Raw genomic sequence first — 14,477 nt, 5'->3', positions numbered from 1 at the left:
GCCGGGACGCGCGTCCATCGGCCAGTCATGTTTCCAAGGAGCGGGCGGCGCGTCGTCCGACGTGGGGCGGCCTTCGAGGTACGGCAGCGGGGGTACGCCCGTACGCTCCCGGACGTAGTCGGTCACCGGGGCGGCGTGGACCCTAGCGGCCGTTCGGCAGGCGCCCGGTGCCCTGTGCCCGGGGTCGCCGGTGGTCGGTGAGCCGCAGCCCGACGCCCCGTACGGCGACGACGGTGACGCCGGTGCCCAGCCGGTCGAGCTTGCGGCGCAGCCGCTTCACCAGGGACTGCACGTCCGCCTTGTCCTGCAGCCCCTCGTCGTGCCAGACGGAGCGGTGCAGCTCGGCATAGGTCCAGACCCGCACCGGCTCGGTGGTCAGGCAGGCCAGCAGGTCCCGCTCGAGCCGGGTGAGGACGATCTCCCGCTCGCCCCAGCGGGCGGTGGAACGGGCCGCGTCGATCACCAGAGTGTCGTCCGGTGGCGGCGCCGGAGCGGCCGGTGGCGGGGTGTCGAGGGCCGCCGACGGTGCTTCCGGCGACGCGAGCAGCCGGCGCAGCTCGTCGAGGTCGGCGACCAGGAGCAGGGGCGCGACGCCGTCGAGAAGCTCGGTGAGGCGGACTCGTTCGGCCGGCGCCGCGGTCACCCCGATCACCAGCGGGAACGGATGCTCCGCCCCGCTCGTCTCCTGGTCGGTCACGTTACCTCCCGCCCGGAGGTACCAGCGGCAGAAATTGCCGCACCTGGGAATCGCCGTGACAGTCAATGTCAACCGACCCCCCCGAGGGGACCTGTTGGTGACAAGTTGCTCACGTACGGTGCTTGATCGCGCTTTCCTGTCGATCATAGTGTCCACTCAGGCAGCCGGCGTAGACCCGCACGGCGCCTAGGGGGCTTGGGGGGTTCGTTCAAACCGGTGTGATCCGACGGGAGAGCAGTCTCCTGCGCCCTTCCGCCATGGCTCGAACATCCGCGGGTCGTACTGGAGGAGGCAGCACCGATGCTGAGACGTCCACACAGGAGGGGCCCGGCCGGTCGGCTGGTGAGCGCGGGCGCGGCCCTGGTCCTCGCCGCGACCGCCCTGGCCGCCACGGCCACCGGCGCGCAGGCTGCGCAGACCGGAACGGGCACCGGCGCATCCGCCGGTGACAAGATCCGCCCCGAACTCACCCGGCAGCTCCAGGGCAAGAGCGAGGGCGACTTCTGGATCCACTTCGGCGCCAAGGCCGATCTCGGCAAGGCCGCCGCGAACAAGGACTGGGCCAAGCGCGGCACCGAGGTCGCCGACGCGCTCAAGAAGACCGCCGCCGACAGCCAGGCGAAGATCCGCGCCGAGCTCGACCGCTCGGGCACGAAGTACCAGACCTTCTGGGCGACCAACGCCATCAAGGTCAGCGGCGGTTCCCTCACGATGGCCCAGAACCTCGCCGCCCACGCCGAGGTCGACGGCCTGTACGCCCCGATCGAGTACAAGCTTCCCGAGACCACCAAGGGCACCGACGAGAAGTCGGTGAACGCCCTGGAGTGGGGCATCGCGAACATCAACGCCGACGACGTCTGGTCCCAGTACGGCGTGAAGGGCGCCGGCATCACGGTGGCCAGCATCGACAGCGGCGTCCAGTTCGACCACCCGGCCCTGGTCAACGCGTACCGGGGCAACAACGGCGACGGCACCTTCGACCACAACTACAACTGGTACGACGCCGCCGGCACCTGCGCCACCGCGCCCTGCGACGAGGACGGCCACGGCACCCACACGATGGGCACCATGGCCGGTTCCGACGGCGCCAACCAGATCGGCGTCGCCCCCGAGGTCAAGTGGATCGCCGCGAACGGGTGCTGCCCGACCGACGCCGCGCTGGTCTCCTCCGGCCAGTGGATGCTGGAGCCCACCGACCTCAACGGGCAGAACCCGGACGCCGGCAAGCGACCCAACATCATCAACAACTCGTGGGGCACCACGCTGCCGTCCACCGAGCCGTTCATGGAGGACGTGACCGACGCCTGGACCGCCTCGGGCATCTTCGGCACCTGGTCCAACGGCAACAACGGGCCCTCCTGCCAGACCAGCGGCTCCCCGGGCAGCCTGGCCAGCAACTACTCGGCCGGCGCGTACGACATCAACAACAACATCGCCAGCTTCTCCTCCCGCGGCGCCGGGCAGAACGGCGAGATCAAGCCCAACCTGTCGGCGCCCGGCGTCAACGTCCGCTCCAGCGTGCCGGACAACTCCTACGCCAGCTACAGCGGCACCTCGATGGCCGCGCCGCACCTGGCCGGGGCGATCGCGCTGCTCTGGTCGGCGGCGCCCACGCTCGTCGGCGACGTCGCGGCGACCCGCGCGCTGCTGAACGACACGGCGGTCGACAAGGCCGACACCCAGTGCGGCGGCACCACGGACGACAACAACGTCTACGGTGAGGGCCGGCTGGACGCGCTCGCGCTGCTCAACGCCGCCCCGATCGGCGACAACGGCACCCTGGCCGGGAAAGTGACCGACGCGGCCACCGGCGCCCCGATCGCCGGCGCCACCGTCGCCCTGACCGGTGCGGCGACGCGCTCGCTGACCACCGCCGCCGACGGGACGTACTCGTCGCTGCTCCCGGCCGGCGACTACCAGGTCACCGTCTCGGCGTTCGGCTACCGGACCAGGACGCTCTCGCCGACGGTGACCACGAACACGACCACGACGGTGGACGTCGCGTTGACGGCGGTGCCGAGCGTCACCGTCGGCGGTCAGGTCACCGACGGCTCCGGGCACGGCTGGCCGCTCTACGCGAAGGTGAGCGTCGAGGGCCTCCCCGTCTCCGACTACACCACCCCCGCCAACGGTCGCTACAGCCTCAAGCTGCCGGCCGGGGCGACCTACCGGCTCAAGGTCGAGTCGCAGTACCCGGGCTACCCGACCGTGACCAAGGAGGTCGTGGTCGGCTCGGGCAACACCACCAGCAACATCGCCGTACCGGCCGACCCGAACGCCTGCACCACGGCGCCCGGCTACACCAACAGCTCCGACGGCGAGTACGAGACCTTCGACGGCACCAGCGTGCCCGACGGCTGGTCCGTCGTGGACAACGCCGGCACCGGCCAGGTCTGGAAGTTCACCGACAGCGGTGACCGGGGCAACCTGACCGGCGGCTCCGGCGGGTTCGCCATCATCGACAGCGACGACTACGGCAGCGGCGGCCGGCAGGACACCTCGCTGGTCAGCCCTGTCGTCAACCTGACCGGCGTCGCCGCGCCGGTGATCCGGTTCAACCAGGACTTCAACTGGCTGAGCTCCGACCGGGCCGACGTGGACCTCAGCCTCGACGGCGGCACCACCTGGAGCAACGTGCTCCGGCAGGCGGCCGACGTGCGCGGCCCCCGGGTCACCGAGGTGCCCATCCCGCAGGCCGCGGGCCAGGCGCAGGTCCGGGTCCGGTTCCACTACTACGACGCCTCCTGGGAGTGGTGGTGGCAGGTCGACAACGTGCTGATCGGCAGCAAGATCGTCTGCAAGCCGGTCGACGGCGGCCTGGTGCTGGGCCACGTCCGGGACAAGAACGACAACGGCTACGTCAACGGCGCCACCGTCACCAGTGACGACCGCCCGGCGGAGAAGGCCACCACCGTGGCGACCCCGGACGACACCGAACTCGCCGACGGCTTCTACTGGATGTTCTCGTCGCTGACCGGCCAGCACCCCTTCACCGCCAAGGCCGGCAACTACGTCAGCCAGACCAAGCAGGTCGACGTCGAGGCCGACTGGGCCACGGCGGCGAACTTCCAACTGGCCGCGGGCCGGCTGTCCGTGCAGCCGACCTCGCTGACCGGCACCGTCCGGATGCCCACCGGCAAGGTCAGCAAGAGCTTCACGGTGACCAACACGGGCGGGGCCCCGGTCACCGTCGAGTTCAGCGAGCGGGACGGCGGGTTCGTCCTGCAGCGGGCCGACGGGTCCCAGCTGTCCGAGCAGATGCTGCTCGGCTCGCCCGGCGCGCCGCTCCAGCGGCTCACCACCCCGACGTCGGTCGCCGCCCGGCCGTCCGGCAAGTCGGCCACCGCGGCCGCCACGCCGGCCGGTCCCCAGGCCGAGCCGTGGACGGGCATCGCCAACTACCCGGCCAACGTGATGGACAACCGGGTGGTGAATCTCGACGGCAAGGTCTACTCGATCGCCGGCGGTGACGGCACGACGTCCAGCACGAAGAACTACGTGTACGACCCGATCGCGCAGACCTGGACGGCGATCGCCGACCTCCCCGCCGCGCGCAACGCCATGACGGTCGGGGTGGTCGACGGCAGGATCATCGCGACCGGCGGCTGGGGCGCCGCCGGACCCGACGGCACGACCTGGTCGTACGACCCGGCGGCCAACACCTGGACCAGGAAGGCCGACAACCCCGCGCCGCGGGCCGCGGCCGGCCAGGCCGTCGCGGACGGCAAGCTGTACGCCGTCGGCGGCTGCACCACGGCCAGCTGCCTGCCGATGTCCAACTCGGTGGTCCGCTACGACCCGGCCACCGACGCCTGGGAGACGCTGCCGAACTACCCGAAGTCGGTGGCGTTCGCCTCCTGCGGCGGCATCGGTGGCACGGTCTACTGCACCGGCGGCAACGACGGGTCCGTCGCGCAGAAGGCCAGCTACGCGTTCGACCCGGGCGCCAACGCCTGGACCGCCGTGGCGGACGCGCCGGCCGACAACTGGGCCAGTTCGTTCGCCGTCGCGAACGGCAAGCTCCTCGTGGTCGGTGGCTCGCAGGGCGGGGCCATCACGAACGCCGGTTTCGCGTACGACCCGGCGACCGACTCGTGGGCGAACCTGCCCAACGCCAACACCCCCCGCTACCGCGGCGGGGCGGCGTGCGGCTTCTACAAGATCGGCGGCTCCTCGGGCAGCTTCAACGCCACGAAGGACAGTGAGGTGCTGCCCGGCTTCGAGGAGTGCGCCGAGGGGCCGGCGGACGTCAGCTGGCTGACCATCGACAAGTCGAAGGTCACCCTGGCGCCGGGTGAGAAGGTCACGGTGACCGTCGGCATGACGGCCAGCGTCGACCAGCCCGGCACGTACTCGGCATCGGTCGCGATCAAGGAGAACACCCCGTACACCGTGCCGCCGGTGACGGTCACCATGATCGCGCAGCCGCCGACCAGCTGGGGCAAGCTGATGGGCACCGTCACCGGCCGGAGCTGCCAGGGCGCCGTCGCGCCGCTCCCCGGCGCGGTGGTCCAGGTCGACTCGTGGGCGATGTCCTGGACGTTCGCCACCGACGCCGAGGGCAGGTACGCCTACTGGATGGACCGGCGCAACAACCCGCTCAGCATCATCGTCGCCAAGGACGGCTGGAAGCCCCAGACCCGTCAGACGAGGATCAACAACACCACGCCCACCGTGGAGGACTTCACGCTGTCCCCCATCCGCTGCTGACCACCGACCGTCGGCCGTGAGGTCCGCCGCCCGGTGCTCCCACCGGGCGGGCCGGACCGCGTTCACGGCTCGGATCGCAGGAGCCGCTGTTCCGGGAACGGCGGAGCGGAGAACGCGGTCAGGACGACGCGAGGCGGAAGCCGATGCCGCGTACCGCGTGGATGGTCGGCGCCGCACCCACCCGGCCGAGCTTGCGCCGCACCCGGCGTACCACCGAATGCATGTCGGAGCCGCGCCCCAGGTGGTCGTTGCCCCACACGGCCCGGTGCAGCTGCGCGTAGGTCCACACCTGCCCCGGGGTGCCGGCGAGGCAGACCAGGAGGTCGTGCTCCAGCGGCGTCAACCCGACCTCACGTTCCCGCCACCGCAGCACGCGGCGGTCGGAGTCGACGGCCAGTTCGGGCACCGGGCCGCCGGCCGGCGGCGGCTCGTCGACCGGGGCGCGGGCCGGCGCCGGGCGCGCCGCCCCGGGCGCGCGCAGCAGGTCGAGGAACCGCCGTGCCTGGTGCGCGCTGGAGACGATCAGGAAGGTCTCGGTGCCGCCGAGCAGCTGGGTGAGCTGCCGGCGTTCCGCGGCCGAGGCCGCGATACCGATGACCAAGGACGGCACCCCCGCCATCATCCGCCCTTTCGTTCCACCCTTTTCGGGAGGCATTTCCGCGGCGTCCCGCAATTGCCGTCGCAGGCAGCGGAAATCGATCCGCCGGGCGTGGGTGGATTCGGAAGCGCGGCGGTCGGCGGGCGCGGAAAATGCGCCGGAGCAGCGATTGTGTGAGGCGTTGCGGAACTGCTGATCGGCATCATATAGCCGGACACCGATGATTGGTATAGCAGTTAACGTCAATGTAACGACGATGGCGCAAGGCGTTCGGCGCCACCGTTCACGCCCGCTCGTACCGCGCGAGGACCGCCGCACCGGCCTGCTCCGCCGACCGGCACCGCAGGTACGCGGGCGGACCCTCCGCCGGGAAGAGCCGCGCACCGGTGCGCAGGATCGTCGGGAAGGTGAGGAGGCGGTACTCGTCGACCAGGTCGTCGGCCATCAGCCGGTGCACGACGCTCAAGCTCCCCGTGACGATGACGTCGCGCCGCTCCTGCCGGACCGCGTCGACCAGGTCGCCGTCGACGACTTTCGAGTTCCCCCAGGCCGAGACGTCGGCGAGGGTACGGGTGGCGACCAGCTTGGGCACGGCGTTCATCCGGGCGGCGAACGGGTCGTCGCGGCCGGGCCAGAGCCGGGCGAACAGCTCCCAGGTGGTCCGCCCGAGCAGCAGCACCCCCTCGTCGAGCCGGCTGCCGAGGCGGAACTTGTCCCCGGCCACGGTCTCCGGGCCGTGCCGGAAGGCCCAGCCGCCGGTCGGCGTGCCCCCGGACCCGTCCGGGTCCGACACGATCCCGTCCAGGGTCATGAACTGGATGACGATGACGCTCACGATGGTGTCCCTTCGGTAGGTGTCCACCGGTACGTACCGGCGGCACCGGCCGGACTCATCGCACCCGGGGCACCTCGTCCGGAGAGATCAGCGGGGGCAGGTCGAACGCCGCGAACACGCGCGGATCGGCGAAGACCACGTTGTGCGTGACCCGCCCACCGGCGACCGTGAGCACCTGCACCGTGTGCAGCCGGTGCGGGCCCCCGGGCTCCGGCGCGTACGCGGCGAGGGCCGGTTGCCCGTTGGCCCCCAGCCGGCGCACACGCCAGCCGGTGCCGCGGGTCCGGAACACCCGATCCATGAACCGGCCGTAGTCGCCGCTCCCCCGGTACCAGAGGGGCACCGGCGGCATCTCCAGGACCGCCTCGTCGGCGAGCAGCCGCACGAGCCCGGGAACGTCGGCCGCCTCGAACGCCCGCACGTACCGGTCGACCACGGCCCGCGCCCGCGGATCGTCCGGCTCGGCAACCTCGCCGACGTCGCCCACGTCGGGAAGCGCGGCCCGGGCACGCTGCAGTGCGCTGTTGACCGCGGCCACGGTGGTGCCCAGTTGCGCGGCCACCTCGGCGGCGCTGAACTCCAGCACCTCGCGGAGCAGGAGCACGGCCCGCTGCCGGGCGGGCAGCACCTGCATGGCCGCGACCAGCGCGAGGCGCAGCTCGGCCCGCGTCTCCACCTCGCTCCGCGCGTCGGGAAACGGCTCCAGCCACGGCACGTCCAGCGACGGCGTCAGCGGCGCCTCCGGGTCGACGCTCGGGGCGCCGAGTCCGGACGGCAACGGCCGTCGCGCCCGGCCCTCCAGCGCGGTGAGGCAGGCGTTCGTGGCGATCCGGTACAGCCAGGTCCGCTGCGAGGCGCGCGCGGGGTCGTACCGGTCCCGGGCCCGCCAGGCGCGCAGCATCGTCTCCTGCACCACGTCCTCGGCCTCGTGGAACGAGCCCAGCATCCGGTAGCAGTAGGCCAGCAACTCACCCCGGTGCCGCTCGAAGTCCACGCGCCCATCCTGCGGTACCGGGGCCTGCTACTCGGAACCGAGGGTGAGGTTGAGCAGTTCCAGCCCGGTGACCGGCCGGAAGCCGACCGCGGCGTAGAGCGCGCGGGCGGGGATGTTGCCGGCCTCGGTCCGCAGCGACACGCGGTGCGCGCCGGCGGCCCGCGCCTCGTCGACGACGTGCCGCAGGAGGGCCCTGGCGACGCCGTTACGGCGCGCGCTCGGCGCCACATAAAGATCGCCGATCGACCACGCGGTGCCCAGCAGCAGCGGCGCCGGGGTCACCGCCGTCGTGACGAAGCCGCAGACCTCCCCGGCGCGGGTCGCGGCGGCGACCGCGAGTCGATGCTGGGCGATCTGGTCGCGCAGCCAGGCGTGGGTGCGCTGCGGGGACGGCGGATGGCCGTGGTGCGCCCGGTAGTCGTCGAAGAGAGCGGCGACGCGCGCGAAGGCGTGCTGGGCGGGGGTGATCGGCGTGACCGTGGTCGGCATGCCGCCCAGTCTGGTCCCCGCTACGCCGGCACGTCCTGCCAGAGTTCGTTGAAGGCGATGCTGTCGAAGAAGGCGGTGCCCTCGACCACCTTGCCGTCCCGCATCCGCAGGAACCAGGCGACCGTGTCGGTGTACGTCGTGCCGATGGTGGTGGTGCCCGCGCCGTTCCACGCGACGATCACCGTGTCGGCCGTCGGGTCCTCGTAGATGCCCCGGATGTGCACGGGCCGGAAGGGGTCCTCCTTCGTGAAGCGCGCGCCGAAGGGCGTGAGCGCCTCCTCGACGAACTGGCGGGCGGGCTGGTAGAGCCCGGCCGCCACCGAGCGGCCGATGATCTCCCAGCGCATGTCCTCGGCGAAGAGGTCGGTGATGCTGCCGGTGCCGGCGGACCAGGCGGCGAAGGCGTCCGCGACGATCTCCCGGTTGGCGGTCATCGACAGCTTCCCCTCTCCCGGCGGCGCCCGGGCGCACGCGCGCGCCCCGCTCATCCTCCGCCGCCACCTCCAGGGCCGGAGGCGGATTCCGGCAGCGTCCTCCCCCGGTGGCGGCACGAGCGCGCCCCGCGGGATGCCCGCGCACCACCTACCCTGGGCGCGTGGATCGGTGTGACGAGTGCCTGTTCGTCTATTCCGCGCTCGACCGCGGCGCGTTGCCGGGGCGGCTGCGCGACGTGGCCGGGGCCTACCCGGATGCGCTGCACGGGGTGCCGGACGTGCGCCGGCGGCCCGCCCCGGAGGTGTGGTCACCGCTGGAGTACGCCTGCCACGTCCGGGACGTGTTCCGCGTGCAGGCCGAGCGGCTCGCGCTGGCGCTGCGTGTGGCGGAGCCCGAGTTCACGCCGATGGGCCGCGACGAGCTGGTCGTCACCGAGCGCTACAACGCCCAGGCCCCGGAGGTGGTCCTCGCCGACCTGGCCACGGCCGCCGACGGGTTCGCGGCCCGCTTCGCGGCGCTCGGTGAGGTCGAGCTGGCCCGCACCGGCGTCTACCCGTGGCCGCGGCGCGAGGTGCGGACCCTGCTCTGGCTCGGCCGGCACACGGTCCACGAGGCCGAGCACCACCTGCTCGACATCCGCCGCGGCGCCGGGGCCCCGACGGCCGGCGGGGCCTGACGCCGTCGGCGTCAGGCCCCGCGACCGCGAGCCGGACCGGGGTCGGGCCGGCGGGGCGACGCCCCGGCGACCCGACCGGCAGGTCAGTGGATCGGCACCGGCGTGCGCTGCTCCTCGCCCGCGCCGCCCTCGAGCAGGTGCGACGGCTCGCGCCGGCGGGGCAGCAATGCGGCCGGGATGAAGGTGAGCAGCACCAGCCCGAAGCCGACCCAGAAGGTGGTCGCGAAGGAGCTGGCCGCGAAGTCGAGCCCGCGCTCGATGAGCGACGGCGGCACCGGGAACTGCTGGAGCAGCTCCGGCCGCAGCTGCGAACCGATGGCCAGGCTGGCCTCGGTGACCGGCTTGCCGCTGTTCGGGTCGGTCACGCCGGGGATCACCTCGGAGCCGTTCAGCCGGCTGGTGAGGATCACCGACATCACCGCGGCGCCGACCGAGCCGCCGATCTGCTGGAGGATGTTGACCAGCGTCGAGCCGCGGGCCACCTCGGCGGCGTGCAGGGTCTTCAGCGCCGAGGTCATGATCGGCATCATGGTGCCGCCCATGCCGAGGCCCATCACGAACAGCGAGCCGCAGAGCAGCCAGTAGGACGTGTGCGGGTCGACCTGGGTGAAGGTGAAGAACCCGGCGGCGATGAGCACCAGCGCGAACGGCACCGTGCGGCCGACCGGCACCTTGTCGGCCAGCATGCCGGCGATCGGCATGGTCAGCATGGCGCCGATGCCCTGCGGCGCCATGAGCAGGCCCGCGGTCAGCGTCGACTCACCGCGGATCTGCAGGAAGTAGCTCGGGAACAGCAGGCCCGCGCCCATGAACGCGATGATGAAGACGAACAGGGTCACCGCGGCGATGGTCAGGTTGCGGTTGCGGAACAGCCGCAGGTCGAGCAGCGGGTGCCGGGGCCGGAACGAGTAGAACACGAAGGCCACCACGAGCACGGCGCCGACCAGCATCGGCAGCCAGACGCTGTTGTCGCGGATCGTGCCGGCCTCGGGCAGCGACGAGACGCCGTAGAGGAAGAGCGCCAGGCCGGGCGACAGCATCAGCATGCCGAGGAAGTCGAACGACTCCGACGGCTCCGGGTTGTCCTTCGGCAGGGCGAGCTGGGCATAGATCAGCGCGACGACGCCGATCGGCAGGTTGATCAGGAAGATCCAGTGCCAGCTGGCGGTGTCGATCAGCCAGCCGCCGAGGATCGGGCCACCGATCGGACCGAGCAGCATCGGGATGCCGAGGACGGCCATGAGCCGGCCGATCCGGTGCGGGCCGGCCGCGCGGGTCATGATCGTCATTCCGAGCGGCATGAGCATGCCGCCGCCGAGGCCCTGGAGCACGCGGTAGCCGATGAGCTGGCCGATCGAGTCGGCGGTGGCGCACAGCCCGGAGCCGATGGTGAACAGCGCCAGCGCCACCATGTAGAGGCGCTTGGTGCCGAACCGGTCGGCGGCCCACCCGCTGAGCGGGATCACCGTGGCCAGCGCGAGGGTGTAGCCGGTCATCGTCCACGCCACGCGGGCGTACGAGGCGTCGAACTCGTTCTGGAACGTCGGCAGCGCCACGCTGACGACCGTCACGTCGAGGATCGACATGATCGCACCGAGCACGACCACACCGGCCACCTTGAGGACCGCGGCGTCGAGTTTGTTCGATGTCGCGACAGGTTGCTGGGTCACAAACAGTCTCCTGGTTCAGGTCCGGTCGGGGGCGGTGGCGGCGCCGCGCGCCCGTCGGGGCGCGGGGTGACGTGCGGTGGGGCGGCGTCCGGCAGGAAGCGTAGCCATGGGTTGCGACATCGCGCGGCGGGTTTACCGGGATCACCGGCGACGCGGGACGGGCTCAGGCCGTGGCGCGGTGGTCGCGTGGATTGACGCCGCGGACCCGCTTGAAGGCCGCGCTGAGCGCAAAAGGACTGCTGTAGCCCACTCTGCGGGCCACCGCCGTGAGGGTCAGCCCGGTGTCGCGCAGCAGGTCGGCGGCGAGCGTGAGGCGCCAGTTGGTGACGAAGGTCATGGGCGGTTCGCCGACCAGTTCGGTGAACCGGCGGGCGAAGGCGGCGCGGGAGGTGCCGGTGGCGGCGGCGAGGCCGGCCACCGTCCAGTTCCGGGCCGGGTCGTGCTGGACCAGCCGGACGGCGTGGCCGACCACCGGGTCGGCGTAGGCCCGGTACCAGCCGGGCGGCTCCGCGCCGGGGCGGGCCAGCCAGGTACGCAGCGCCCCGATGACGAGCAGGTCGAGCAGCCGGTCCAGCACCGCCTCCTGCCCGGGCCCGTCCCGGTCCAGCTCCGCGGCGAGCAACGCGACGACCGGCAGGTCGCCGTCGGCGGCGGTCAGCACCACCAGGGGCGGCAGGGCCGCGAGCAGCCCGGCGCCGACCGCGCCGCTGCTGGCGTACGTGCCGGTCAGCAGGGCGGTCGCACCGTCCGGCCGGGTGCCCCAGGTACGCAGGCCCAGCGCCATGGTCTCGGTCAGCTCCTGCCCGCTCAGGGTGGTGCACCGCTGCCCGGGGTGGATCACCACCTGCGGCGGGGTGTCCGGGTGGTCGGCCACCGCGTACGTGTCGGGGCCGCGCAGCACGGCCACGTCCCCGGGGCGCAGCAGGGCCGGCGCGCCGCGGTCGGGCATCACCCAGGCCTCGCCCCGGACCACGGTGGTGACGCTCAGCGGGGCCTCGTCCCGCACCCGGATCGACCAGGGCGGGTCCATGACGGTACGGAGCAGGAAGGCGTCCCGGGCGCGTAGCCCGCGCAGCACGTCGGCGAGCACGTCCACCCGGCGAGCGTAGACGCTCGCGTATGGTTCGGGGCGTTCCGGCCATGGAGCGTCCAGCTCGCCCGGTGTCCAATGGTCCTCATGATCGCTTCGAACGTCCGGGCCGGCGTGCTGCTGCTGGCCACGGTGACCACGGGTCTGATGGCGGGGCTCTTCGCGGCCTTCGCGTACGCGGTGATGCCGGGCCTGGCCCGGGTGGACGACCGGGCGTTCGTCGCCGCCATGCGGTCGATCAACCAGGCCATCCTCAACGGCTGGTTCGCGCTCTGTTTCGGCGGCGCGCTGTTCGCCACCCTCGCGGCGGTCCTGCTGCACCTGCCCGCCGCACGGCGCGGGCCACTGCCCTGGCTGATCGCCGCCCTGCTGCTCTACGTGCTGGTGCTCGCGGTGACCGCGGCGGTGAACGTGCCGCTCAACGACCGGCTGGAGGCGGGAGCCGCCAGGCTGGCCGACCCCGCGGAGCTGCGGGCGGCGTTCGAGAGCGCCTGGGTGCGCTGGAACGTGGTCCGGGCCGTGCTCAACACGGCGGCCTTCGGGTGCCTCGGCGGGGCGCTGCTGGTGGCCCGGTCGCTGCCCGGCTGACCGGTACGGCCCGCCTCGGGGGCAAGCGGGATCGACCGGCCGCACCGTGGCTGTGCCGGGCGCCACCGCGACCGACGAGCCTGGCCGGGTCAGCGGGTACGCAACTTCGTCAGCAACGCGACCTCGGCGGTGCGGGATCGTTCGATCCGGCCGGCGAGGTCGCGTACCCGGGCGCTGGTGCCGGCCTGGACCTGGGCGCCGGCCAGCCTGGCCGCGGTCCGCTGGTGGGCGGCGAGCACGTCGAGCAGCACCCGGTCGGCCTCGCCGGGCGGGGCGGCCCGCAGCCGGGCCAGGCCGGCGGCGGCGTCGCTGTGTCCGGAGTGGTCGTGCCGCTCGGCGGCCGCCACGGCCGACGGGCCGGCCTCGCGCAGCCAGCCGCGCATGGTGGCCAGTTCGTCGGTCTCGGTGGCCCGGACGGCGGCGACCAGCGTGCGAATCTCGGGATCGGTGGTGCGGTCGAGCCCGAGGCCGGCGATCTCGAGGGTCTGCTCGGTGTGCGCCACCATCATGGCCAGGAACAGCGCGTCGATACCGCTGGTCGCCGTCTCGACGGCGGGACCGGGACGGGTGGCCGCGGTGGGCGCCGGCTGGCCGGTGCAGCCGGCGCCGGCGAGCAGCACGGCCACCAGCGCGGCGGCGAGCGGGCGGCGCACGGCGGTCCTCCGATCGGTGTCTCGGCGGGCGCCGGGTGCGGCGCACGCGGAGCGTGGCCGCACCCGGCCGGTCAGAGCGCCAGCCACAGCGCCGGCACGTTCGGCGGCTCCCAGCCGGGAATCGCGGTGTGCGCCTGGCGGCAGCGGTAGGTCCGGCCGTCGTAGGTGACCGTGTCCCCCACCTGGTAGGCGCGCCCGGCGGTCCAGGTGCCGCCCGGGGCCGGCGAACTGGTCGGCGTGGGGGTCGGCCGCGGGGTCGTCGGGGCCGGGGTGGGCGTCGGCGACGGCGTGGGGTTGCCGCCACCGCCTCCACCGATCTGGAGGTCGACGCAGGAGTAGAAGGCGTTCGCGGTGTCGGCGATGTTCCAGACGGCGAGGAGCTTCTGCCGGCCGGAGAAGCCACCGAGATTGACGGTGTGCGACACGGTGGCGTCGGGCTGGCGGCCCCCGCCGTCGACGACCGCGACCCGGGTGTTGCCGATCCAGTACTCCCAGTTGGCCGTGGCGTGCCGGGCCGTGTTGACCCAGGTGAACGTCACCGTGCTGCCGACGGAGGTGGCCGGCCAGCCGCGGCTGTCGTCGTTGAGCACGGCGAACTGGGCGATGCCGGCGTGGCAGCTCTTCAGGCCCTTGGGGCCCTCGACGCTCTGCGGCTCGTACTTGATCTGGCCGCAGTCGGGCACCCGGTTCTGCGCGCAGAGCGCCTGGCGGCTCGGGGGCGAGGACACGTAGCCGTGTGCCTGGGCGGGGGCGGCGACCGCCAGGGTGGCGGTGACGGCACCCGTGGTGAGCAGCGGCAGGGTGATTCTTCGACGCATGGCGGCAACTCCTTCGAAGGTGGTGGGAGGAGATGTCAATGAACATAAATTAAACCTTGTTAACAGTAAAGACTCCTGTCTATAAATTAAGCCGCGTACGCGGGGTCCGCCTTGAGCCCTGGCAGGCCGTCGTGGGATTGTGGTACGTCGATGGATCAGCGCGGGGCCGACCGTCTCCCAGGGCACCCGGACACCGGGAGGGCGACGCAGGACAGACGATCGCC

At 72.6% G+C, this 14,477-nt stretch carries 13 protein-coding genes; 3 read left to right on the top strand and 10 right to left on the bottom strand.

Translation table 11 applies throughout. The annotated features are described in order from the left end of the window. Positions 1 to 142 precede the first annotated feature (142 nt). A complete protein-coding gene (locus GCE86_RS07420) occupies positions 143 to 697 on the bottom strand; it encodes a winged helix-turn-helix domain-containing protein (protein ID WP_244317222.1) in 555 nt (184 codons plus the stop codon). Between the two features lie 342 nt (positions 698 to 1,039). On the opposite strand from GCE86_RS07420, the gene GCE86_RS07415 reads away from it, so the two are divergent. Next, positions 1,040 to 5,407, top strand: coding sequence for a S8 family serine peptidase (locus GCE86_RS07415; RefSeq protein ID WP_244317221.1), 4,368 nt, complete (start codon positions 1,040 to 1,042; stop codon positions 5,405 to 5,407). A gap of 118 nt (positions 5,408 to 5,525) precedes the next feature. On the opposite strand, the gene GCE86_RS07410 is transcribed toward GCE86_RS07415, so the two are convergent. The 5 genes from GCE86_RS07410 to GCE86_RS07390 form a co-directional block, all read right to left on the bottom strand. Next, the gene (locus GCE86_RS07410; protein ID WP_244317220.1) at positions 5,526 to 6,017 is read right to left on the bottom strand and encodes a winged helix-turn-helix domain-containing protein; all 492 of its coding nucleotides are present in this window, start codon (positions 6,015 to 6,017) and stop codon (positions 5,526 to 5,528) included. Positions 6,018 to 6,288: 271 nt separating this feature from the next. Further along, on the bottom strand, positions 6,289 to 6,840 hold the full coding sequence (locus GCE86_RS07405; protein ID WP_154226244.1) for a dihydrofolate reductase family protein: 552 nt from the start codon (positions 6,838 to 6,840) through the stop codon (positions 6,289 to 6,291). A gap of 55 nt (positions 6,841 to 6,895) precedes the next feature. Continuing rightward, complete coding sequence (locus tag GCE86_RS07400) at positions 6,896 to 7,834, bottom strand: sigma-70 family RNA polymerase sigma factor (RefSeq protein WP_154226243.1); 939 nt, start codon at positions 7,832 to 7,834, stop codon at positions 6,896 to 6,898. 27 nt (positions 7,835 to 7,861) lie between these two features. Beyond that, positions 7,862 to 8,323, bottom strand: a complete 462-nt coding sequence (locus tag GCE86_RS07395; protein WP_154226242.1) for a GNAT family N-acetyltransferase — start codon at positions 8,321 to 8,323, stop codon at positions 7,862 to 7,864. Positions 8,324 to 8,343: 20 nt separating this feature from the next. Next, positions 8,344 to 8,811: a nuclear transport factor 2 family protein gene (locus GCE86_RS07390; protein WP_154226241.1), complete on the bottom strand. Its 468-nt coding sequence runs from the start codon at positions 8,809 to 8,811 to the stop codon at positions 8,344 to 8,346. Positions 8,812 to 8,918: 107 nt separating this feature from the next. On the opposite strand from GCE86_RS07390, the gene GCE86_RS07385 reads away from it, so the two are divergent. Continuing rightward, positions 8,919 to 9,434, top strand: a complete 516-nt coding sequence (locus GCE86_RS07385; protein ID WP_163636866.1) for a DinB family protein — start codon at positions 8,919 to 8,921, stop codon at positions 9,432 to 9,434. 83 nt (positions 9,435 to 9,517) lie between these two features. Here GCE86_RS07385 and GCE86_RS07380 read toward each other — a convergent pair whose 3' ends face one another. Together GCE86_RS07380 and GCE86_RS07375 are read right to left on the bottom strand one after the other, a co-directional pair. Further along, positions 9,518 to 11,104 carry a DHA2 family efflux MFS transporter permease subunit gene (locus GCE86_RS07380; protein ID WP_154226239.1) on the bottom strand — a complete coding sequence of 529 codons (1,587 nt, stop codon included), beginning with the start codon at positions 11,102 to 11,104 and terminating at the stop codon, positions 9,518 to 9,520. A 163-nt stretch (positions 11,105 to 11,267) separates the two neighbouring features. Further along, positions 11,268 to 12,200 (bottom strand): AraC family transcriptional regulator, encoded by a 933-nt coding sequence (locus GCE86_RS07375; RefSeq protein ID WP_154226238.1) that lies wholly within the window; start codon positions 12,198 to 12,200, stop codon positions 11,268 to 11,270. A gap of 81 nt (positions 12,201 to 12,281) precedes the next feature. On the opposite strand from GCE86_RS07375, the gene GCE86_RS07370 reads away from it, so the two are divergent. Beyond that, positions 12,282 to 12,782, top strand: coding sequence for an anthrone oxygenase family protein (locus GCE86_RS07370; RefSeq protein ID WP_154226237.1), 501 nt, complete (start codon positions 12,282 to 12,284; stop codon positions 12,780 to 12,782). 89 nt (positions 12,783 to 12,871) lie between these two features. Here GCE86_RS07370 and GCE86_RS07365 read toward each other — a convergent pair whose 3' ends face one another. Together GCE86_RS07365 and GCE86_RS07360 are read right to left on the bottom strand one after the other, a co-directional pair. Then, positions 12,872 to 13,435, bottom strand: a complete 564-nt coding sequence (locus tag GCE86_RS07365; RefSeq protein ID WP_244317219.1) for a DUF305 domain-containing protein — start codon at positions 13,433 to 13,435, stop codon at positions 12,872 to 12,874. A 71-nt stretch (positions 13,436 to 13,506) separates the two neighbouring features. Then, positions 13,507 to 14,253 carry a lytic polysaccharide monooxygenase gene (locus tag GCE86_RS07360; RefSeq protein ID WP_154226236.1) on the bottom strand — a complete coding sequence of 249 codons (747 nt, stop codon included), beginning with the start codon at positions 14,251 to 14,253 and terminating at the stop codon, positions 13,507 to 13,509. Between the last annotated feature and the right edge of the window lie 224 nt (positions 14,254 to 14,477).

The sequence above is a fragment of the Micromonospora terminaliae genome (assembly GCF_009671205.1).
Lineage (GTDB): Bacteria > Actinomycetota > Actinomycetes > Mycobacteriales > Micromonosporaceae > Micromonospora > Micromonospora terminaliae.
The sequence above is the reverse complement of the archived record's forward strand: the minus strand, read 5'-3'. Positions and strand labels throughout refer to the sequence as shown.

What these genes read in the sequence shown, in the direction of transcription:
- GCE86_RS07390 (WP_154226241.1), bottom strand. Translation starts at nt 8,811, where the DNA reads ATGAGCGGGGCGCGCGCGTGCGCCCGGGCGCCGCCGGGAGAGGGGAAG.
- GCE86_RS07370 (WP_154226237.1), top strand. Translation starts at nt 12,282, where the DNA reads ATGATCGCTTCGAACGTCCGGGCCGGCGTGCTGCTGCTGGCCACGGTG.
- GCE86_RS07360 (WP_154226236.1), bottom strand. Translation starts at nt 14,253, where the DNA reads ATGCGTCGAAGAATCACCCTGCCGCTGCTCACCACGGGTGCCGTCACC.
- GCE86_RS07395 (WP_154226242.1), bottom strand. Translation starts at nt 8,323, where the DNA reads ATGCCGACCACGGTCACGCCGATCACCCCCGCCCAGCACGCCTTCGCG.